The sequence below is a fragment of the Nibribacter koreensis genome (assembly GCF_039541795.1).
In the GTDB taxonomy this organism is placed as follows: domain Bacteria; phylum Bacteroidota; class Bacteroidia; order Cytophagales; family Hymenobacteraceae; genus Nibribacter; species Nibribacter koreensis.
In genome coordinates this window covers 217906-238232 of record NZ_BAABGX010000002.1, presented here as the reverse complement: position 1 = coordinate 238232, position 20327 = coordinate 217906, and the positions used below count along the sequence as shown (strand labels likewise).

Annotated in this window: 19 protein-coding genes; 14 read left to right on the top strand and 5 right to left on the bottom strand. The window is 45.4% G+C overall.

The genetic code is table 11. The features are described from left to right. Positions 1-8: 8 nt before the first annotated feature. Positions 9-1079: a glycosyltransferase family 4 protein gene (locus tag ABD880_RS08250; protein ID WP_345164528.1), complete on the top strand. Its 1071-nt coding sequence runs from the start codon at positions 9-11 to the stop codon at positions 1077-1079. On the opposite strand, the gene ABD880_RS08245 is transcribed toward ABD880_RS08250, so the two are convergent. Together ABD880_RS08245 and ABD880_RS08240 are read right to left on the bottom strand one after the other, a co-directional pair. Then, positions 1031-2374 (bottom strand): hypothetical protein, encoded by a 1344-nt coding sequence (locus tag ABD880_RS08245; RefSeq protein ID WP_345164527.1) that lies wholly within the window; start codon positions 2372-2374, stop codon positions 1031-1033. The two genes, ABD880_RS08250 and ABD880_RS08245, sit on opposite strands and share 49 nt — an antisense overlap. Then, positions 2365-3645 carry a tetratricopeptide repeat protein gene (locus tag ABD880_RS08240; RefSeq protein WP_345164525.1) on the bottom strand — a complete coding sequence of 427 codons (1281 nt, stop codon included), beginning with the start codon at positions 3643-3645 and terminating at the stop codon, positions 2365-2367. Before ABD880_RS08240 ends, ABD880_RS08245 begins: the two co-directional genes overlap by 10 nt. 296 nt (positions 3646-3941) lie before the next feature. Here ABD880_RS08240 and ABD880_RS08235 point away from each other — a divergent pair, with 296 nt between their 5' ends. The 12 genes from ABD880_RS08235 to ABD880_RS08180 all read left to right on the top strand — a co-directional run bounded on the left by ABD880_RS08235 (position 3942) and on the right by ABD880_RS08180 (position 17623). Continuing rightward, positions 3942-4856: an aminopeptidase gene (locus ABD880_RS08235; RefSeq protein ID WP_345164523.1), complete on the top strand. Its 915-nt coding sequence runs from the start codon at positions 3942-3944 to the stop codon at positions 4854-4856. Between the two features lie 551 nt (positions 4857-5407). After that, positions 5408-7654 (top strand): sodium-translocating pyrophosphatase, encoded by a 2247-nt coding sequence (locus tag ABD880_RS08230; protein WP_345164521.1) that lies wholly within the window; start codon positions 5408-5410, stop codon positions 7652-7654. A 326-nt stretch (positions 7655-7980) separates the two neighbouring features. After that, a complete protein-coding gene (locus tag ABD880_RS08225; RefSeq protein WP_345164520.1) occupies positions 7981-8868 on the top strand; it encodes a beta-1,6-N-acetylglucosaminyltransferase in 888 nt (295 codons plus the stop codon). Positions 8869-9210: 342 nt separating this feature from the next. After that, positions 9211-9747 carry a hypoxanthine phosphoribosyltransferase gene (gene hpt, locus ABD880_RS08220; protein WP_345164518.1) on the top strand — a complete coding sequence of 179 codons (537 nt, stop codon included), beginning with the start codon at positions 9211-9213 and terminating at the stop codon, positions 9745-9747. Positions 9748-9885: 138 nt separating this feature from the next. Then, positions 9886-10467: an adenylate kinase gene (locus ABD880_RS08215; RefSeq protein ID WP_345164516.1), complete on the top strand. Its 582-nt coding sequence runs from the start codon at positions 9886-9888 to the stop codon at positions 10465-10467. Between the two features lie 195 nt (positions 10468-10662). Next, on the top strand, positions 10663-11658 hold the full coding sequence (obgE, locus tag ABD880_RS08210) for a GTPase ObgE (protein ID WP_345164515.1): 996 nt from the start codon (positions 10663-10665) through the stop codon (positions 11656-11658). Between the two features lie 251 nt (positions 11659-11909). After that, the gene (locus tag ABD880_RS08205; protein WP_345164513.1) at positions 11910-12482 is read left to right on the top strand and encodes a nucleotide exchange factor GrpE; all 573 of its coding nucleotides are present in this window, start codon (positions 11910-11912) and stop codon (positions 12480-12482) included. 6 nt (positions 12483-12488) lie between these two features. Continuing rightward, complete coding sequence (dnaJ, locus tag ABD880_RS08200) at positions 12489-13640, top strand: molecular chaperone DnaJ (protein ID WP_345164511.1); 1152 nt, start codon at positions 12489-12491, stop codon at positions 13638-13640. A gap of 176 nt (positions 13641-13816) precedes the next feature. Further along, entirely contained in the window at positions 13817-14734 is a 918-nt protein-coding gene (locus tag ABD880_RS08195; protein WP_345164509.1) for an ABC transporter ATP-binding protein, read from the top strand. Next, positions 14727-16037, top strand: coding sequence for an ABC transporter permease (locus ABD880_RS08190; protein WP_345164507.1), 1311 nt, complete (start codon positions 14727-14729; stop codon positions 16035-16037). The genes ABD880_RS08195 and ABD880_RS08190 overlap by 8 nt, the downstream gene beginning before the upstream one ends. Positions 16038-16086: 49 nt before the next feature. Continuing rightward, positions 16087-16626 carry a hypothetical protein gene (locus ABD880_RS08185; protein WP_345164506.1) on the top strand — a complete coding sequence of 180 codons (540 nt, stop codon included), beginning with the start codon at positions 16087-16089 and terminating at the stop codon, positions 16624-16626. 124 nt (positions 16627-16750) lie between these two features. After that, positions 16751-17623: a ChaN family lipoprotein gene (locus ABD880_RS08180; RefSeq protein WP_345164504.1), complete on the top strand. Its 873-nt coding sequence runs from the start codon at positions 16751-16753 to the stop codon at positions 17621-17623. A gap of 28 nt (positions 17624-17651) precedes the next feature. Here the strand turns inward: ABD880_RS08180 and ABD880_RS08175 are convergent, their stop codons facing one another. Both ABD880_RS08175 and ABD880_RS08170 read right to left on the bottom strand, forming a co-directional pair. After that, positions 17652-18017 carry a hypothetical protein gene (locus ABD880_RS08175; RefSeq protein WP_345164502.1) on the bottom strand — a complete coding sequence of 122 codons (366 nt, stop codon included), beginning with the start codon at positions 18015-18017 and terminating at the stop codon, positions 17652-17654. Continuing rightward, positions 17956-18306, bottom strand: a complete 351-nt coding sequence (locus tag ABD880_RS08170; RefSeq protein WP_345164501.1) for a HesB/IscA family protein — start codon at positions 18304-18306, stop codon at positions 17956-17958. The genes ABD880_RS08175 and ABD880_RS08170 overlap by 62 nt, the downstream gene beginning before the upstream one ends. A 154-nt stretch (positions 18307-18460) precedes the next feature. Here ABD880_RS08170 and ABD880_RS08165 point away from each other — a divergent pair, with 154 nt between their 5' ends. Further along, a complete protein-coding gene (locus ABD880_RS08165) occupies positions 18461-18997 on the top strand; it encodes a DUF7935 family protein (protein ID WP_345164499.1) in 537 nt (178 codons plus the stop codon). A gap of 116 nt (positions 18998-19113) precedes the next feature. On the opposite strand, the gene ABD880_RS08160 is transcribed toward ABD880_RS08165, so the two are convergent. Next, on the bottom strand, positions 19114-19917 hold the full coding sequence (locus ABD880_RS08160) for a class I SAM-dependent methyltransferase (RefSeq protein ID WP_345164497.1): 804 nt from the start codon (positions 19915-19917) through the stop codon (positions 19114-19116). Positions 19918-20327: the final 410 nt, after the last annotated feature.

Here is a 20327-nt window from a genome sequence, read left to right as displayed (position 1 = left end):
TTTTTTCTGTGAAAAAAAAAATTCTATTTGTTGTTCCTTATCCGATAGGCAAAGCACCTTCACAACGATTTAGATTTGAGCAATATTTTGATTTACTAGCAAGAGAATCAATAGATTTTGAGGTGTTTTCCTTTTTTGATTTGCGCACTTGGGATATCCTTTATAAACCTGATGCTACTTTGGCGAAAGTATTTGGTACTGTAAAAGGTTTATTTCTTCGTTTTTTACTTCTCTTCAAAGTCCCGAGTTATCATTATGTTTATATTCATAGAGAGGCCACTCCAATTGGTCCTCCTTGGTTTGAATGGGTAGTTGCCAAGGTGTTAGGGAAAAAGATAATTTATGACTTTGATGACGCCATTTGGATTCCTAACACATCAGAGAACAACAAAATTGCAGCAGGTATTAAATGGCATGAGAAAGTAGCTTCTATTTGTAAGTGGAGTTATAAAGTGAGTTGTGGCAATTCTTTCCTTCAGGCATATGCTAAACAATTCAATGATTCTGCGTTTGTAAATCCTACTACCATTGATACGGTGGGTCACCATAATATGGTTAAAGATCAAAATACGCCCGAAATAGTCATTGGGTGGACAGGTACCCATTCTACCATGAAATATCTATTGCCGCTGTTACCAATATTGGAACAGTTGGAGAAAAATTACTCGTTTACTTTTCTGGTTATTTCTAATAAAGAGCCAGAGTTCCAATTGGAATCCTTGCATTTTATTCCCTGGCAAAAAGAAACTGAAATTTTAGATTTGTTAAGATTCAATGTTGGGGTAATGCCTTTGGTAGACGACCCATGGGCTAAAGGAAAGTGTGCTTTTAAAGCACTTCAGTATATGGCGTTAGGTATTCCGGCCGTTGTTTCACCCGTGGGTATGAATGTTGAAGTAGTTGATCATGGAATCAACGGCTTCATCTGTGATACCCCTGATCAATGGCATTCTGCCCTAAAGAAGTTAATGGACGATATTAGCATAAGGGCAAATTTAGGTAAAGAGGCAAGAAAAAAAATTGAACGTACTTACTCCGTGGCAGCCAACCGTCTAGTATTTCTGGGTCTTTTTAAATAAGCGTTCATAATATACAATGCTGAGAGGTAAAATGGCATTAGTGGAATTTTGTATCTAACCAAAGTGCCAAAATTTCCGCTATTGGTACCGACTCCAAAAGCAAATATTAATGAAAAAGTTATGCAGAAAGTAATAATTGGCTTAGAGGTAACAAAGCCAATTATTTTGAAAATACCAACTTTAAGAATTATTTTTAGAGTTAAGAAAATAAACAGAAGCGCTTCAAAGGCGGAAAGAAGCATGAATGGATTTCGAACCTCCCATAGGAATGGCCTATATAAAGCGACAATTATCGCTTGAGGAGCAACTGAAATCATACTCCCAATAGACCCATCTAATGTTCCTATGTGGTATGCTGAGCCTGACGCTTGGTATTCAGAAAGGTAAACACTATTTATTCTTGTTCGTTCTCCTATTTTATCCAAAGAATATTTCTCATCCTCTGCAGTAATGATAGTGGCTCCTAAGTATGCGAAAACCAGCCCTAATGCAATAAAGATAGGTTTAACTAAAGCACGTATTGCGCCACTTTTGATTCTGCTATTGTTCTCAGTAAATACCCAGTACAGGGCGGGCGGTAGAAAAGATAATAAAATATATACTTTCACAACATATATGACATAACAGGCTGCAAATAAAATGAGAAAATTAAAAAGTATATTTTTCTTCTCTATAAATGTGGCGTAGAATCCATAAAAAACCCAACCTAAAGCGCCTAGTGTAAGTGAATCCTTCATAAGTCCAGATCCCCAGAAGAAAACAGATGGAAGAAAGAAAATGGCAATGGCAAATTCTTTTGTAAGCGTTGGATATATTTTTAAAAATGTTTTAAACATTACCCATAAGCCACTAAAGCTTGTGATGGCAAACATCATCGCAATGACGGCATAAGAACCAAAGCTTATAATCCCAAAAATTGCTGCAGTTTTAATGATAAAATATTCAGTAGGAGACTTATACCACTGCATTTGTTTGGTATAAACTCTCAACTCTGAAACAAATTCGCCATTGGAAAAAAATAATCTAATTCCATAGTCAATTGAATCTTCGAAAGCAGAAAGTATGATTTTAGCTTGATGGTAATAATTGCCAGTATCACCCCCCACTGTGGTGCCAGGACCGTAATAGAATTGGTAAATTAGTCCTAGTGATATGGCGCCACCTAGTTTTAATGATAAAGCTGGAATGAAATATTTTTTAGTGAATTTGTTTGTGTATTTAGACCTAGCCCAAAAAGCGGTGGCATAAATAATTATCAAGTATAATGGAGCGAGTAATAAGTCTTTTAATTCCATTTTACTTTCCTATTCTTCCTTATATACGCCTTAGCTTCTTTCTCAGAATCTGACTTAGAATCAGCCAGCTTTAGCACCGTCTCATAATAGGCTTTTGCTTGCTTCACATTTTTCTCCTTGTCACTCATTCTGGCCAAATTCACAAAAGAAGCAATGTAATACCCAGACTCCTGTTCTCCGCTCTGTTCGGCAAAGCTAATGCATTGGTTGTAATAGTCCTTGGCCGCAGTGAAGTCTTTGTATTTGTTCTGATAAATATAACCTAAATAAAAACTGGCGTATCGTCCACTGATAGATTCATAGCCAAATGTTTTCTTTCTTACCTTGTTTAAAATGGCCAAGGAGGTGGATTCTACTGCCGGGAAGTTGCCTTGGGTAAACGCCATGCGCGCGAAAAACCTCTGGAAGTAGGGGTTGTCAGGATAAGTAGCTGCTAGGTACTGTGCAAGGGACATGGCAGCGGCGTCATTTTTGGCGTCATTGGCATAAATCTTCATCAAGAAGAATTTGGACTCAGTGCCAGTGTAGAAACCATTGAAGGCTACTTGTTGTAACTGGCGCAAGCCTAGTGATTTATTTCCGTTCGGGAAGAACAAAAGCACGGGTCGCAAAAGCTTGTAATTCTCCTTAATCCAAACAGCGTAGTAATTGAACAAGCCTTCGCCAAATAGGAACTCGTCACTTAAGCCGTTGGCTTTTCTACTTTTCTGCAGATAATCCAGAGCGCGGTTACTCATAATCGCCGCCTTGCGCCAGTTCTTGCGTTCTGCTTGTAGGCGCGCACCAAAACCATTGGCCGCCGACAGGAAGAAAGCCGCTTCTAAGTTATTCTTATCTGCGTCGTAGTGGTTTTCTGCGTAAGTGATAGTAGTATCCATGTACGCCATGAAAGTGGCGTCATAGCGGGTGTCTCTAATGTTGGAGGGTACCATTTTCCACCAGTTGCTCAGGCCTAGCAGGAAATAGGGCATAGGGTGCTTAGGGTACCGACGTCTCAAGGACTTGAACTGCTTTTCAGCGGTCTCAAACTTGAAGTTGTACATGTTGTCTACCGCGCCGCCTAGCTCAATTTTAATATCCTCATTGAGCAAGAGCCACCCCTTAATGTTTAAGGCTTGCGGAAGCACTTCTACAGAGTCCAGAATGATGGAGCGCTTCAAAGAGTCCAAAAGCTGCTGGTCAATCTGCTGTTGCTTAGTGGTGTCCTGAACTTGCGCAAATGCTGTTGAAATGCAGAAGAATAGCAGTAGGAAGAAAAATATCTTTTTCATTCAATTTCTCAAAAACAGGCCAAAAACGGTTGGTTGACCTGCCAGTGTAAAGGGTTTAGGATAAAACGTATGCGCTCCCACAACAAGTACACGCCAAACTAGGTTTCATACCGATGTCTTGGCTAGAATGTTTTTGGCTTGCTTTGGCAAAAGTAGGCTAAAAACGTGGCTTGCTGTTACGATGCTTCATTAAATGCAATTATCCTGGTTAGTTTAGGGACATTACATTCTTCTAATAACTGTTTCGTTCCTTTTTTAATTAAGCTTTTACCTTTAACAAAATAATTAATAACCATATGAAGCTACTCAATCAGCTCTGCCAGATACATGCGCCCTCGGGGAATGAAGTGCAAATGAAGGAATTCTTGCTGCGCTATGTGCAAGAGAACCAAAAACGATGGAAGGTGCAACCTGAGCTCATTCACGGGAAAGGTTTTCAGGACTGCTTGCTGTTAGTGTTTGGGCAACCGCGCACGGTCATCTTCGCGCATATGGATTCTATTGGATTCATGGTAAGGTACGGGAAGCAGTTAGTTAGGATTGGCGGTCCGGTGGCCGAGGACGGGTTTATTTTGGTAGGTGAAGACAACCAGGGAAAAATAGAGTGCACACTTAGAGTGGACGAAGAAGAGCACCAACTTACCTACGACTTTGAGCGGGAGATAGACCGAGGCACCGAGCTAGTGTTTAAATGCGATTTCCGGGAAACTGAAGAGTCAGTCCAGTCATGCTACCTAGACAACCGATTAGGAGTATGGAATGCCTTGCAAGTAGCGGAGACGCTGGAACATGGCATATTGGCCTTCGGGTGCTGGGAGGAGACGGGCGGTGGCTCTGTGGGCTACTTGGCTAAATACATTCATGAGCAGTTTGGCGTGACGCAAGCCTTGGTCTCAGACATCACGTGGGTAACTGAAGGGGTGCAGGCTGGGGGCGGAGTGGCCATTTCCCTACGGGATTCACTAATTCCACGCCGAAGTTATGTCCAAAAGATTATCCAGATAGCCAAGGAAGCGCATATTCCCTTTCAAGTGGAGGTAGAGGATGCTGGTGGCTCAGACGGTAAGGAATTACAACGCGGGGACATTCCCTGGGACTGGTGTTTCATTGGCGCCCCAGAAGACCATGTGCATTCGCCCAATGAGATAGTCCACAAACGAGACATTCAAGCCATGGTTGATTTGTATAAGGTCCTGATGCAGAAACTATAACTATATGTGCATAGAGTATAGGGAATATTTGTTTTTTAGTGGAGAAACCTTAGCTTGCAGTATAGCGCGAAAGGCTTCGCGCAATTAAAAATTAGAAATTAAGAATTAGAAATGTGGTGGTTAGTCTAATGGCATAGCCCTTCGCTGTCATCCTGAAAGTGTGGCAAAAGCGCGACATCCCGGACTCGTTTCGGGCCGGCGGTCAAGCTAGTAAAGCGGTTAATGATAGCCTATGCTGTTCGCCACCGAGAGTCTTTCAAGTGACACAATAAGTTAGAGTCAATTTTATAATTTATTATACTGGTCATAATTCAGGAGATCTTCATTAGAGCTCTTTAAAAAGTGCGCTAGCGGCGTGATTGGATAGAGGTAGAGAGAAATGTTAGTGTAAAATTTAGGTAAAAAATATACAGCTATTTAGGCTGTTTTTAAAAAATAAACGCAATCCTCTAGCAGGCTCCCCTCTCAACGGGAAAGGGGCTGGGGGTGAGGCCTTTTACGCGTACGCTTACCATTACCTTTTACTAACAAAACCAACCAACCAATTCTCTATGCAGACCATTCTTTACGCGATTCCCGCTTTTGGCCTGCTGGCACTTTTGTACACCGCCGTCAAATCGGCTTGGGTGAGCAAGCAGGACGCCGGCAATGAGCACATGAGCACCATTGCCCGCTACATTGCAGAGGGTGCCATGGCCTTCCTCAAGGCCGAATACAAAGTCCTTACCTATTTTGTCATCATCGCCTCACTCTTCCTCTTTTACTTGGGCTATGTGGGCGAAAAATCTTCTCCGCTTATTGTATTGGCCTTCATCATCGGGGCTGTGTTCTCAGCCTTGGCCGGATTCATAGGCATGCGTATTGCCACCAAAGCCAACGTGCGTACCGCACAGGCGGCCCGTACTAGCCTTTCCAAAGCGTTAGACGTTTCCTTCACCGGCGGTGCCGTGATGGGCATGGGCGTTGCAGGCTTAGCCGTTCTAGGCTTAGGCTCACTGTTCATTGCCTTCTATTATTACTTCGTACAACAGCATGGCGCCAGCGCTAGCAGTGAGGAAATGGAACGCGCCTTAGAGGTGTTGACTGGCTTCTCATTGGGTGCCGAAAGCATTGCCCTCTTTGCCCGTGTGGGTGGTGGTATCTATACTAAAGCCGCCGATGTGGGGGCGGATCTTGTAGGTAAGGTAGAAGCCGGCATCCCAGAGGATGACCCTAGAAATCCTGCTACCATCGCCGACAACGTGGGTGATAACGTAGGTGACGTGGCCGGTATGGGCGCCGATTTGTTCGGGTCTTATGTGGCTACCATCTTGGCGACCATGGTGCTGGGCCGTGAGATTACCGTGACAGACAACTTCGGAGGATTGTCTCCCATCATCCTTCCTATGCTCATTGCTGGTCTTGGCATTATCTTCTCCATGATTGGCACTTTGTTCGTGCGCGTGAAGGAAGGCGGAAACGTGCAGGCGGCCCTCAATATGGGTAACTGGTCTTCCGTGCTCTTGACCGCTATTGCCTCTTATTTTATAGTGGATTGGATGTTGCCAGAACGCTTGAGCCTGCGCAGATTTGAGTTCACCTCTATGGACGTGTTCTATGCCATCATCATCGGTCTGATTGTAGGAACGCTTATTTCCCTTATCACTGAATACTACACGGCTATGGGCCGCAAGCCGGTGAACTCCATCGTGCAACAGTCTTCTACGGGTGCGGCAACTAACATTATTGCTGGGCTTAGCGTGGGGATGATGAGTACCTGCATGCCGATTATCGTGTTGGCCGCTGGTATTGTGTTCTCGTATGCCGTGGCTGGTATCTACGGAGTGGCGATTGCGGCGGCGGGCATGATGGCTACTACCGCCATGCAGTTGGCAATTGACGCCTTCGGACCAATAGCGGATAACGCTGGTGGTATTGCAGAGATGAGTGAACTGCCCAAAGAAGTACGTGAGCGCACTGATATTCTGGATGCCGTAGGAAATACTACTGCCGCCACAGGTAAAGGATTTGCGATTGCCTCTGCGGCATTGACCTCTCTGGCTTTATTTGCCGCATTCGTAGGTATCTCAGGCATCAGTTCCATTGACTTATACAAAGCACCTGTGTTGGCTGGGTTGTTCATAGGCGGCATGATTCCGTTTGTTTTCTCCGCCTTAGCCATAAGCGCGGTAGGTAGAGCGGCCATGGCCATGGTGCAGGAAGTGCGTCGTCAGTTCAGAGAGATTCCGGGCATTATGGAAGGAACGGGCAAACCCGAATATGACAAATGCGTAGCCATCTCTACCCAAGCGGCCCTCCGCGAGATGATGTTGCCAGGTGCTATCGCGCTTATCGTGCCTTTAATCATAGGTTTTGGATTTCGTGGCGTGTTTGAAGAGGTATCCAGCGCCGAGATTTTAGGAGGCGTTCTAGCCGGTGTAACCGTTTCTGGCGTTCTGATGGCTTTGTTCCAGTCAAATGCTGGTGGTGCTTGGGATAATGCCAAGAAGTCATTTGAGAAAGGCGTGATGATTAACGGCGTGATGGAATACAAAGGCTCAGACCCGCACAAGGCGTCTGTGACCGGTGACACCGTAGGTGACCCTTTCAAAGACACCTCTGGCCCGTCCATGAACATCTTGATTAAGTTAATGTCCATCGTTTCTTTAGTGATTGCCCCACACATTGCCGTGCGTGACACCGCCGCTCCGGCACCTGAGAACCGCATAGACGCTACTGAGACTACAGGCCAACTGCCAAAAGTTGAAGCTGAGAAGACAATTGAATATAAAGCGCCAGCTACTCCGGTAAAGGGCTAAGCCCCTGCCGGTCATAGTCCACACAAAAGCCCTTTTCTCCGGAAGAGGGCTTTTTAATTTTGGGTTTTGGATATAATGCATTGATTGTTTTTAATTATGATGTTTTCTGTCTAAAAGAATTGGGTTGTGAATAAGCAATTTGATGTTTTATTTTGTGTAATCTATCTGTTGCGATTGATTTGTTGTCGAGATGAAATCTAAGTGGTAGTAATTGTTCTTTAACTATTATTGTCGTTAATCAATTGCTGCGCGGTAGTTAGTATATGGTTTGTTGCATTCTAGATATGCAAATTTATTTTTAAAAGTTTAATATTATTTGTATTTATATGAAACACGCGTTTTTAATTACTGTTTATAAAAATCCTTGTCAATTATTACAATTAATCGATTCATTGAATTCTGAGTCTTCAGTGTTTTTTATACATGTTGACAGAAAGAGTAAATCCTTTATGGATGATCCTTGTTCAGCTAAGTTGAGTGGTAGAGATAATGTGTTCTTTGCAAAAGATAGAATTGATGTGAAATGGGGTGGTTTCTCTCATTTGCAGGCAATTGTTGCTTTGTTAAAAGAAAGTAGGAATTATTCTAATTTTGATTTTTATCATAGTTTGACAGGCCAAGATTTTCCTATTAAACCAATTAGTTATATATTGGATTATTTTTTAAAAAATGGCAATAGTGAATTTATTGAATTTAGAAATTTACCAACAGAGAAATGGCCCAATGGAGGAATTGATAGACTTGAATTTATGCATTTTAATGATTATTTTAATCCTAAGAAAAAAATGTTTAAAACTTTAAATTCGTTTTTATTAAAATTTCAAGAAAAAATTAATTATAAAAGGACTTTTATTTTGGGATTTCCTCAATTATACGGGGGGTCAACTTGGTGGTCACTTTCTGGTGTATGTGTGAATTATATTCTTAATTATTTAAATAATAATAAATGGTATTATAATCGTTTTAAATTTAGTCACTGTGCTGAAGAAATATTCTTTCAAACCATTATTGCTAATTCACCTTTAAAGGATAGGGTGGTAAATGATAATTTAAGGTACATTGATTGGGTATTTAGAAATGGTAATAGTCCTGCTAACTTAGATTTAAGTGATTTTGATAATTTAATGAAAAGTAAGAAGCTATTCGCTAGAAAGTTTGAGGGTAAGATTGGACAGGAACTATTAGATAAATTAAAAAAATATACTGGATTCTAGTCGTTGTATTTGATGTGTCTTAAGGATGTTGTATCTTTAATATATTTTAAATATTTTATAGTATTTAATTTTAATTCATACGTATCGTTTATTTAGTGATTGCCCCGCATGACACCTCCGCTCCAGCACCAGAAAACCGCATTGATACCACAGAAACTACGAGCCAATTGCCTAAGGTAGATGCTGAGAAAACAATTGAATACAAAGCACCCGCTATGCCTGTAAAAGGCTAAGCCTCTGCCATTCACAGTCCATACAAAAGCCCTTTTCTCCGGAAGAGGGCTTTTTGCTTTTATATTCAAGCGGTTTTCCCCATTTTTGAATTCGTCTTTCGTTACTGCAATGCTTCAACCCATCACCATCCACGATAAACAGTTCAGTCTTTACATACCAGAGCGCCGCATCCAGCACAGCGTAGAAGTGGTGGCCGCCCGAATAAGCCATGACTACCGGTGCAAACAGCCTTTGTTCCTAGCGGTGCTCAACGGTTCGTTCATGTTCGCCTCTGACCTCATGAAGGAGATGAGCATACCGTGTGAGATTTCCTTTATCAAGCTTTCTTCTTATGCAGACATGAAAAGCACGGGCAAGGTCAAAGAAATCATGGGCTTGAACCAGGAAATTGAAGGCCGTCATGTGGTAATAGTGGAGGATATTGTGGACACCGGAAACACCATTGCCGGTTTATTGCCACAGTTACGGGAGAAGGGTGTGGCCTCTGTAGAAGTGGCCACCATGCTCATCAAGCCAGAGTGTCTGGAGCACAACCTTTCCATCAAGTATCCGGCCATCTCGGTGCCCGGTGAGTTTGTGGTGGGTTATGGACTGGATTACAACGGCTTGGGACGTAACCTTAGAGACATCTATAAAGTAATGTAGCGTCTACAGCCTTTCGTTTTTGACCTGTTTTCCAGAAATTAGACCAAAAACGCGAGTCCTCTGCCAGGAACTCTTCCTATAGTCCTGTGGTTTGCAAGATTTAATTCTTATTTTTGCTCTTTCTCTACCAATCAACACATGCTGAACATCGTACTATTTGGTCCTCCAGGTGCAGGCAAAGGCACACAAAGCCAGAAACTGATTGAAAAGTATCAGCTTATCCACCTGTCTACAGGTGATTTGTTGCGCTCAGAAATCGCGCAGGGTACCCAATTGGGTCTTCAGGCGAAGAAACTTATGGACGAGGGCCTGCTGGTGCCAGATGAAGTAGTGATTGGCATGATTGAAAGCAAAATTGCCGACAACCGCTCTGCCGCCGGTTTTATCTTTGACGGCTTCCCGCGCACTGTGCCTCAGGCCGAAGCATTGGACCAACTGTTACAGAAGTATGACCAGGGCATTAGCTGCATGATTGCTTTGCAGGTGGACGAAGAGGAACTGACCAAGCGCCTTCTTAATAGAGGCAAGACCTCTGGCAGACCAGATGACGCAGATGAGACCTTAATCAGAAAACGCGTGCAGGAATACAACACCAAGACCACGCCGGTAGCTGACTACTACGCCCAGCAAGGCAAGTTCTACGCCGTGGACGGAATTGGCGAGATTGAAGAAATCTTTACTAAGAGCTGTGAAATTATAGAGGCGTGCCAAGTGGCTTAACCTCCTTTTAAAATAAACCTATTGTCTAAAAACCATCTGGTACTCCAATGCCAGATGGTTTTTATGTTATTAATCTGTTAGAAGTTAAGGTTGCCATAGACTGCTTAAGAGTAGTTTGCAAAGAGCATAGCGTCAAAAAGCTTCCATTTTTTGCCACAACTCTTAATTTCTAATTTCTAATTTTTAATTAAAAAAATGTCGTCATCCAATTTCATCGACTACGTTAAAATATGTTGCCGTTCTGGGCACGGTGGTGCAGGATCTGCCCACTTGCACAGGGACAAGAAAAACGCCAAAGGCGGACCTGACGGCGGTGACGGTGGCCGTGGCGGTCACATCATCCTCAAAGGCAATTCCCAGCTTTGGACCTTGTTGCACTTGCAGTTTCAGAAGCACGTAATTGCCCAGCCAGGCGGCTCAGGCGGGTCTAGCCATTCAACGGGTGCCAACGGTGATGACATCATTCTAGAAGTGCCCATTGGTACCATAGCCCGTGACGCGGAGACCGGTGAAATTAAAGCCGAAATCACGGAGCACGACCAGGAAATCATCATCACACCTGGTGGAAGGGGAGGCCTAGGCAACGCCCACTTCAAATCGCCTACCAACCAGACACCGCGCCATGCCCAACCCGGCGAGCCCGGTTTAGAGGAATGGACCATTCTGGAGTTGAAGTTACTGGCAGACGTGGGTCTGGTAGGTTTCCCGAACGCCGGTAAGTCAACCTTACTATCGGTGGTATCTGCGGCTACGCCGAAGATTGCCAACTACCCGTTCACCACCTTGGTGCCTAACCTAGGCGTAGTTGCTTACCGCGACTACAAGTCCTTCGTGATGGCAGACATTCCGGGGATTATTGAAGGCGCCTCTGAAGGCAAAGGACTAGGCATCCGGTTCTTGAAACACATTGAGCGCAACTCCATTCTGCTCTTTATGATTTCAGCAGAGAGTCCAGACATTGCCGCTGAGTATGAAGTGTTGGTGAATGAATTGCGCACGTTCAACCCCGAGCTTTTGCAAAAGCAACGGCTTTTGGCTGTGACCAAGTCGGATTTATTGGACGAGGAACTGGAAGCCGAAATGCGTGCCACCCTGCCCAAAGACCTTCCGGCCATCTTTATCTCCAGCATGACCAACAAGAACATCATGCAGTTGAAGGACATGATTTGGAAAGCCTTGCAAGAGGCCTAAGACCAAATCTGAATCCTAAACTTCTTGTCGTTTTTGGCCTGTTTTCCAGAAAACGGGCCAAAAACGACAAGACTTTATTTGCCTGCCAATAGAAAACCCATAATCGCTCTGCCAACTCTTCGCCCAAAATTTAGGGCTTAATGAAGGAGATTGTGTCAGAATGACATAAAAAGCGGTTTGGCAAAGTAGTTGTCTTTGCCTTGGCACCTAATTGATGTTTGAATAGAAATACATAATCTGTCAGGATAGATATGAGTAAAGCAACCGAACAACATCCTCAAGAAGAAGAAAATATACAACCAGAACACCATGAAGGGTTAGAAGCTCCCACTCCTGAACACGAGGAAGAGCAGATTGGTGAAACAGAGGAACCGGCGACAGAAGACAAAAGCGCTTCTGAGGCAGATGAACTGCGCGACAAGTACCTGCGCCTGCACGCCGAATTTGACAACTTCAGACGCCGTACCTCAAAGGAGCGGTTGGAGCTATTCAAGACTGCTAACCAAGAATTGATGGTGGCCTTGATTCCGGTGCTGGATGATTTGGAACGTGCCCAGGCGGCCATGAAAGACGCGCAGGACGTGAACGCGGTGCGAGAAGGCGTGGAGCTAATTTTCAGCAAGTTCCAGAACCTGTTGCAACAGAAAGGATTGAAAGCGATGGAAGCCGTTGGTCAGCCGTTTGACGCCGAGGTACATGAGGCCATCACCCAGATTCCGGCGCCTAGTGAAGACATGAAAGGAAAAGTTATTGACCAGGTGGAGAAAGGCTATTACCTCAATGAGAAGGTAGTTCGCTTTGCGAAAGTGGTGATAGGAGCATAAGAAGCCATGGCAACTAAGAGAGATTATTATGAAGTGCTAGGTGTCTCTAAGGGGGCCGCGCAGGATGAGATTAAGAAGGCATACCGCAAGATTGCCATCAAGTTTCACCCTGACAAAAACCCAGATGACCCTACCGCTGAGGACAAGTTCAAAGAAGCCGCAGAAGCCTATGAGGTTCTAAGCGATGAGCAGAAACGTCAGCGCTATGACCAATTTGGGCACCAAGGCATGAACGGCGGCTTCGGAGGAGGCGGCGGTATGAACATGGAAGACATCTTCTCCCAGTTCGGCGACATCTTCGGTGGCGGCGGTGGAGGCGGCTTTGAAAGCTTCTTCGGTGGCGGCCAGCGCGGCGGCAAGAGAATGCGCAAAGGCAGTAACCTGCGCATCAAGCTTAAGCTGAACCTGGAAGAAGTAGCTAAAGGCGTTGAGAAGAAAATCAAAGTAAAACGCTACGAAGCCTGTAACACGTGTGACGGAAACGGTTCTAAAAATGGAACCGCCTTACAGACTTGTGGTACCTGCCAAGGTCAGGGCCAGGTGAAACGCGTGGTGAACACCATGCTGGGCCAGATGGTGTCTGCGTCTACCTGTCCTACCTGCCACGGCGAGGGCAAGATGGTGAGCCAGAAATGTGATGTGTGCCATGGCGAAGGTCGTCAGTTACGTGAGGAGGTTATCTCTATCAATGTGCCGGCTGGTGTGGCAGATGGCATGCAACTTTCTATGAGCGGCAAAGGCAACGTGCCGGAGCGCGGCGGTATCCCGGGTGATTTGCTTATTCAGATTGAAGAAGAAGAGCATCCAACCCTGCGCCGTGACGGCAACAACGTCATGTTTGAGCAGTACGTGAGCATTGTGGACGCTACCTTGGGCACCAGCCTGGAAGTACCTACCATTGAAGGCAAGGTGAAGATTAAGATTGACCCAGGCACCCAATCGGGCAAAATCTTAAGGCTGCGCGGCAAGGGTATTCCAGAGGTGAACGGCTATGGCAAAGGTGACCAATTGATTCATATCAACGTTTGGACGCCTAAAAACGTGAACGCAGAGGAGCGCCAGATTCTGGAGAAACTCCGCGACTCACCTAACTTCGCGCCAAACCCAGGCAAGAACGAGAAAGGCTTCTTTGAGAAAATGAAGGAGTACTTTCAATAAATAGTCGCGAGTCGCGAGTCAAGATAGATTTATGCGACGGCCGCTTTCCTTTTGGAGAGCGGCCGTTGTCGTTTTCGGGCTGTTTTCTGGAAATCAACCCAAAAACGAAAGAGTAGGCATTTGCACCATGCAACAGTTTCCAGTAGCTTAGCATATTGGATTTAAACCACTTTGCATTGCAACCAATTCTACAGATAAAAGGCGTCAGCAAACAGTATGAAGCCCATAGAGCCCTCAACAACGTTTCCTTTGACGTGCCCACGGGGAGCATCTTTGGGCTGTTGGGGCCTAACGGGGCAGGCAAGACGTCGCTCATCAGAATCATCACCCAGATTACGGCCGCCGACGAAGGCCAAGTGTTGTTAGACGGCGAGCCGCTACGACCTGAGCATATTCAACAAGTAGGCTATCTGCCTGAGGAGCGCGGTCTTTACAAGAAGATGAAAGTAGGGGAGCAGTTAATCTACTTAGCCAGGCTTCGTGGCCTGACTAAATCTGATGCTACCGCCAAAATCAAAATCTGGGCAGACCGCCTGAACCTGCGTGAGTGGCTCACAAAAAATGTAGAGGACCTGTCCAAGGGCATGCAACAGAAGGTACAGTTCATTGCCACCGTCCTGCATGAGCCCAAGCTGTTGATTCTGGACGAGCCCTTTTCGGGCTTCGACCCGGTGAATGCCAATATCATCCGGGATGAAATCCTGAAGCTGAAGGAGCAGGGCTGTACCATCATTTTCTCTACGCATCGCATGGAATCGGTGGAGCAGTTGTGTGACCACATCGCGCTCATTCATAAGTCTGAGAAGGTGCTGGACGGTAGCCTGAAATCCATCAAAGCCAATTACAAAAACCATCTGTACACGCTAGAGGGCGAAGGCAAACTGCTCATCACCTCTCCAGATTTCAAAGTCATTCAGCAACAACAGGAAGGCAATCATTTTAAGGCCGAGGTACAGTTGGAGCCCAACATCAGCCCCAATGACTTGCTTCGCTATTTATTAGACAGAGTGGAGGTGCATTGTTTTCAGGAAAAGGTGCCCAGCATTCATGATATTTTCATTAAAACCGTAACAGAGGAGATACACCATGGGTAAGATTTGGTTGATTTTTCAGCGCGAGTACCTGGTGCGGGTAAGAAAGAAAAGCTTCATTGTCATGACTATTCTGGGGCCTTTGCTCATGGCCATGGTCATGGTGATTCCCATCTGGTTAGCCACTATGTCAGATGACGCCAAGGTGATTCAGGTGTTGGATGCGAGCGGCATTCTGGCCAGTAAGTTGAAGTCTACCGAAGAGATAAAGTTTGTCACCGTGGGCGGACCGGTGCAGAAAGCCAAGGAAGAGTACCTGAAAACCGAGGACGCGGCCTTGCTGTACATCCCACAACTGAACTTAGACAAACCTCAGGGCATTCAGCTGTTCTCGCAGAAAAGCGCCAGCATTTCTCTGGCTTCTAAGCTAGAGCGTCAGGTGCAAAAGGAGGTAGAGGCCATCAAGTTCTCTAAGTCGGGCATTGACCAAAAGGTACTGGACCAGATTAAGACCGATGTCAACATCAGCACCATTAACCTAAGCGCCGAGGGCGAGAAAAGCAGTAACGTGGGTGTGACCTCGGGGGCAGGGATTTTTGGGGCAATCCTGGTTTACCTGTTCATCTTCATCTACGGTGCCCAGATTATGCGCGGTGTCATAGAAGAGAAAACCAGCCGCATACTGGAAGTGATGGTGTCTTCGGTAAAGCCGTTCCAATTGATGGCAGGCAAGATTATGGGCATAGCCGCCGTGGGCCTCACGCAGTTCCTGCTCTGGATAATCCTGACAACTGCCATCACCTCGGTGGTGTCTTCTCAATTTGAGTTGGACCGTTTCTCACAGGCCAACATTGGGCAGACCATACAACAAATGGACACCGAGAAAGAGGCGACCCAGGCACAAGAAGTATTTGAGATTAAGAGCGCTCTGGACAACCTCAATGTGCCTTTGCTGGTAGGGTGCTTCCTGTTTTACTTCTTGGGCGGCTACTTGCTGTACGGTGCCTTGTTTGGGGCCGTGGGTGCGGCCGTCGACTCAGAAACCGACAGTCAGCAGTTCATGCTCCCCATCACCATTCCGCTCATCTTGTCCTTTATAGTGGCCCAGACCATCATCATCAAAAACCCGAATGGCGCTGTGGCTTTCTGGATGTCCATGATTCCCTTCACCTCACCGGTGGTCATGATGTTGCGCCTACCGTTTGGCGTGCCGGGCTGGGAACTGGCCTTGTCCATGCTGTTGCTCATCTTCGGGTTTATTGGCACTACCTGGGTAGCCGCCCGCATTTACCGCGTAGGTATTTTGATGTATGGCAAGAAAGTGAATTACCGCGAACTCTCTAAGTGGCTGTTTTATAAGGGGTGATTGAAAAGCTGGAATTGATAGTATTTAAGGTTTTAAAGCGATTCAGGTGATGATGACGAGAAGTATAGCTCATGTAATCTTAAGTACTTTTTACGTAAGCATATTATTCTTTAGTCAATCCTGTGTTAAAGAAAAAGAGTCTATTCCTTCCAATAGCACCTCGCATATACTAGAAGAAGGGTTGAGAACAGCTTTTGCTGATACATTATCAATTTCCATTGAATCATTAACCAGTTCAATAGAATACGTTAATGAAGAAGCACACGTAAAGTCAACTGATTCGATTCTAGTTATTTTGCATGGAATAGATGAAAAGCTTCTACCTAAAATAGATTCCCTAAATTTTAAAGTAATCACAGAAAAGCAGGCGTGTGGCTTGATTTCAAAGGATAGGTCCATAAAAGTTTTGGAGGTTGAGATACTGGCTTTTGATGATAACTCTGCTAAACTTAAAGTTCAGCAGTCCTGTGTAACTTGGATTAACAATGACTGTAGGTTTAACTTTATGTGTGGTACAGGATTGGGCATAGAGTTAATCAAACAGAATAACGAGTGGGTTGGTGAAATAAAATCGAGTTGGGCTGGATGAGAATTAATTGGTTTATGAAAATGCAATTTCATTTTTGGCTTGTTTTCCAGAAATCAAGCTAAAAACAATGCTGTAAAATCCCTCTGTCGGCCTTTAAAGTAATTACTGGTTTCCTTTTTGAGCTATGAGAAAACTGCTGTCTCTTTTACTAGCCCCATTGTTCCTGATGTCCTTTAAGACAGACAAGCCTGCCTATAGGTTGTTTACCAGCAAGGGTAAATCCGTTCCCTATGAGAAAGTGCTGAAGGAGCTAGCAAAGGCAGACGTGGTCTTCTTCGGGGAACAGCACAATGACCCCATTGCCCATTGGTTGCAACTGGAACTGGCCCAAGACCTGCACCTGCTTCACAAAGGCAACTTGGTCATAGGCGCCGAAATGTGGGAAACCGACACGCAATCTGCGGTGGATTCCTTCTTACTTGGTCAATTGGAGGAACCTGTCTTTCTGGAGAGAAGCCGTGCCTGGCCCAACTTCGCCACCGACTATAAACCTATTCTTGCCTTCGCCAAAGAGCATCAAATCAAAGTCATTGCCACCAACGCCCCACGCCGGTTAGCCCGAGTGGTAGCCAGAGAAGGATTGAAAGGCTTGGATGCTCAGCCCCAAACAGAAAAGCAATGGCTGGCGCTATTACCGCTCACCGTAGACATGGAACTGCCGGGCTACAAGAAAATGCGCAGTATGTTTGGCGATGCGCACGGTACCTCGGCTTCTGCTACTCAGATTATTGAAGCCCAGGCCCTAAAAGACGCGACTATGGCCCAGTCCATCCACCAGAACCTCAAGCAAGGCCAGCGCTTTCTCCACCTCAACGGCTCTTACCACTCAGACCACCATGAGGGCATTCTTTGGTATTTGAAAAGACTTCGGCCCGAGTTAAAAGTGGTGACCATTTCCACTGTTTCGCAAGGGCAGTTAGATAAGCTTGAGAAAGAACATCTTTCCAGAGCTGACATTGTTTTAGCTGTGCCAGCCACTATGACAAAAACTTATTAATGTGCTGATAATTTAATGTGTTGATGTGCTATTGGGAAATTTGAAATTGTGCAGATTTGAAAATGTGTAGATGTAAAGATGTAAAGATTGTCGTTTTTAGCCTCTTTTGCCGGAAATAGGCTAAAAACGACCAAGTAGGGGCAATCCCTTGTGGTTGCCCAAATGCAGGAGGAACAGCAATGGGCAACCACAAGGGATTGCCCCTACGCTCAAATCTTTTAGTGAGGTTGAACACAAAATCAAAATCGTTTTTGGCCTGTTTCTGCCAAATCAGCCCAAAAACAAAAGGCCTGCTCTTAGAGCAGGCCTTTTGACTATAAAAGAAAGGAATGTTATGCAGAGAAAGAGCTTCCGCAACCGCAGGTGCTTTTGGCTTGGGGGTTATTGAAGACAAATCCGCGGGCGTTCAAGCCATCTTGGAAGTCCACCTCCATGCCCAGCACATACATGGCGTGCTTCTTGTCCATAATCAACTGAACACCGTCCAGCTGGAAAACCTCATCGGCGTCTTTGGGCTTGTCAAAACCCAACAAGTACGACATGCCAGAGCAACCGCCGCCTTGTACCCCAATCCGAAGGCCGTATTCGGCCGGAACGTTCTTATCTTTCAAAATCACTTTCACCTCTGCCAGAGCGCGTTCGGTGAGTGCAATTGGAGCTGTTTTTACAGTTGTGCTTTCCATAGTAATTTGGCTTATGCGTGGCAAAGGTACTAAAAACTAGGCTGTTTTTATAAATCAGCGCTATACTATAAGTAACCTGAAAACCGGTAAAATGATTCAGTAAAACGTTCTTCGTTTTTTAACGATATTTACAACCTAAACCTTCGCCAAACCTATGACCTTAGATACCTCCACCTTGCTGTTGCTTCTTGCCCTAAGCCTCATTCCAGCCTTATTGGTGGGCGGCGGCATGTACCTGCTCACCCAGCGCTACATGGAGCGCGACTACCGCAAACGCCTTCTTGAGATTCGCCTGAAGAACAGTGATGTCATTCTGCCCATCAGACTGCAGGCCTATGAGCGCGTGATTCTGTTTCTAGAGCGCATCACGCCCAGCAACCTGCTCATCAGAGTAAGCCCCTCTGGCATGACAGCCCCTGAGTTTCAGGCCCAGTTATCTCAAGAAATTAGAGCTGAATACACCCACAACCTATCCCAGCAACTGTACATGAGCGAGGCGGCCTGGCAACAGGTGAAGAAGGCCAAGGAAGACGTGGTGACCATGATAAACCAGAACTACCAGACCCTGCCAGAAAACAGCCGCGGCACCGAGCTGGCCAAGCGCATCTTGGAAAACGTCCTGCACAATGACATAGACCCCACTGCCCAGGCCCTTCAATTCCTGAAAAGAGAACTGCACGAGATTTTCTAGGTAGCTAAGATTGCTTTACAAACGCGAAGGCCCTGCTTTACTGGTTAAAGCAAGGCCTTCGTGTTTAAAGGGAAAATGCGTTTGATTCATTAACAACGCATAAGCTATAGTGAATTTTAAGGCTTCACCATTTTCAAAGAATACATCATGGGTAGTTTCTCGTCCATGCCTTTAATGCGCCAAAAGCCGTCTGTACCCTGTTCCATATTGGCAAAGCAGTTATAGTAGGAGTAGGGCAGTTCTTTAAACTCCACCAAGTGCAATCCTGGATTAAGCAAAGCCGTCAGAACTTCACTCAAGGCGTGGTTCCAGGAATATTCTGTGTATTGGATGGGCGCATCACGGTCAGTGTAAGTACCAGTTGATTCTTCAATGATGGGGCCGCCGGTATTAAAGTAAGGGTATTGGATGTAGCTGAAGTTGTTGTCAAACATCCAGATGGCCGGATGAAACTCTGCTATGAAAAACGTGCCGCCGGGCTTCAAGAAATGGTTAACTACCTCCGCCCACTTGTCTAAGTCTGGAAGCCAACCGATGGTGCCATACGAGGTGAACACAATGTCATATTCCCCTTGCAAATGTTGCGGCAGGTCATAGATGTTACAGCAGACAAATACGGCGTTTAAGCCCAGTTCTTGGTTTAACTGCTGAGCCAATTCAATGGCCGCATCTGACAAGTCTACCCCGGTGGCCTTCGCGCCCAATCTGGCCCAGGAAAGCGTGTCCTGCCCAAAGTGACATTGCAAATGCAGAAGCTTTTTGCCTGTAACATCGCCTAACGCCTCTAATTCCAACGGGTTGAGACTGCTCTTTCCCTGCTTAAAGGCTTCTACATCATAAAACGCAGAGTCTTTGTGGACCCCCGTTCTCAGGTTCCAAGCGTGTTTGTTCTGGGCGATGTAGTCTGGGTGGGCTTCCATGGCGTTTTTGGTTTGTTTTGGTGAAAATAGGCAAAAAACGGAAAATGAGGATGCATCCCTGTTTTGTCATCCTGAAAGGACCTTATAGGCAAGCTGCAGAGGCTTTATTTTAACGCAGATTTCTCCTCTTGTGAATTGCCCAAATGAACATTTGAGGCACCGAGCGTAGCTCAGAAGGGGGGTGTTTACATCAGAAGATAGATCGAGAAGAAGATGGGAATGCTTGGGAGACAAGGCAGTGCCTGGTCTCTACAAAGGAGAAAGTAATAGCACTTAATCAAACGCCTGTCTAGTTCGCCCACAAGGTCCTTTCAGGATGACAAAGAGGAGGATGATTTTGATGTGATAGTCCTTCTAGCTAGCATCCAACAATCAGCAACTAACAATTAGCAACCAGCAATCAACAACCA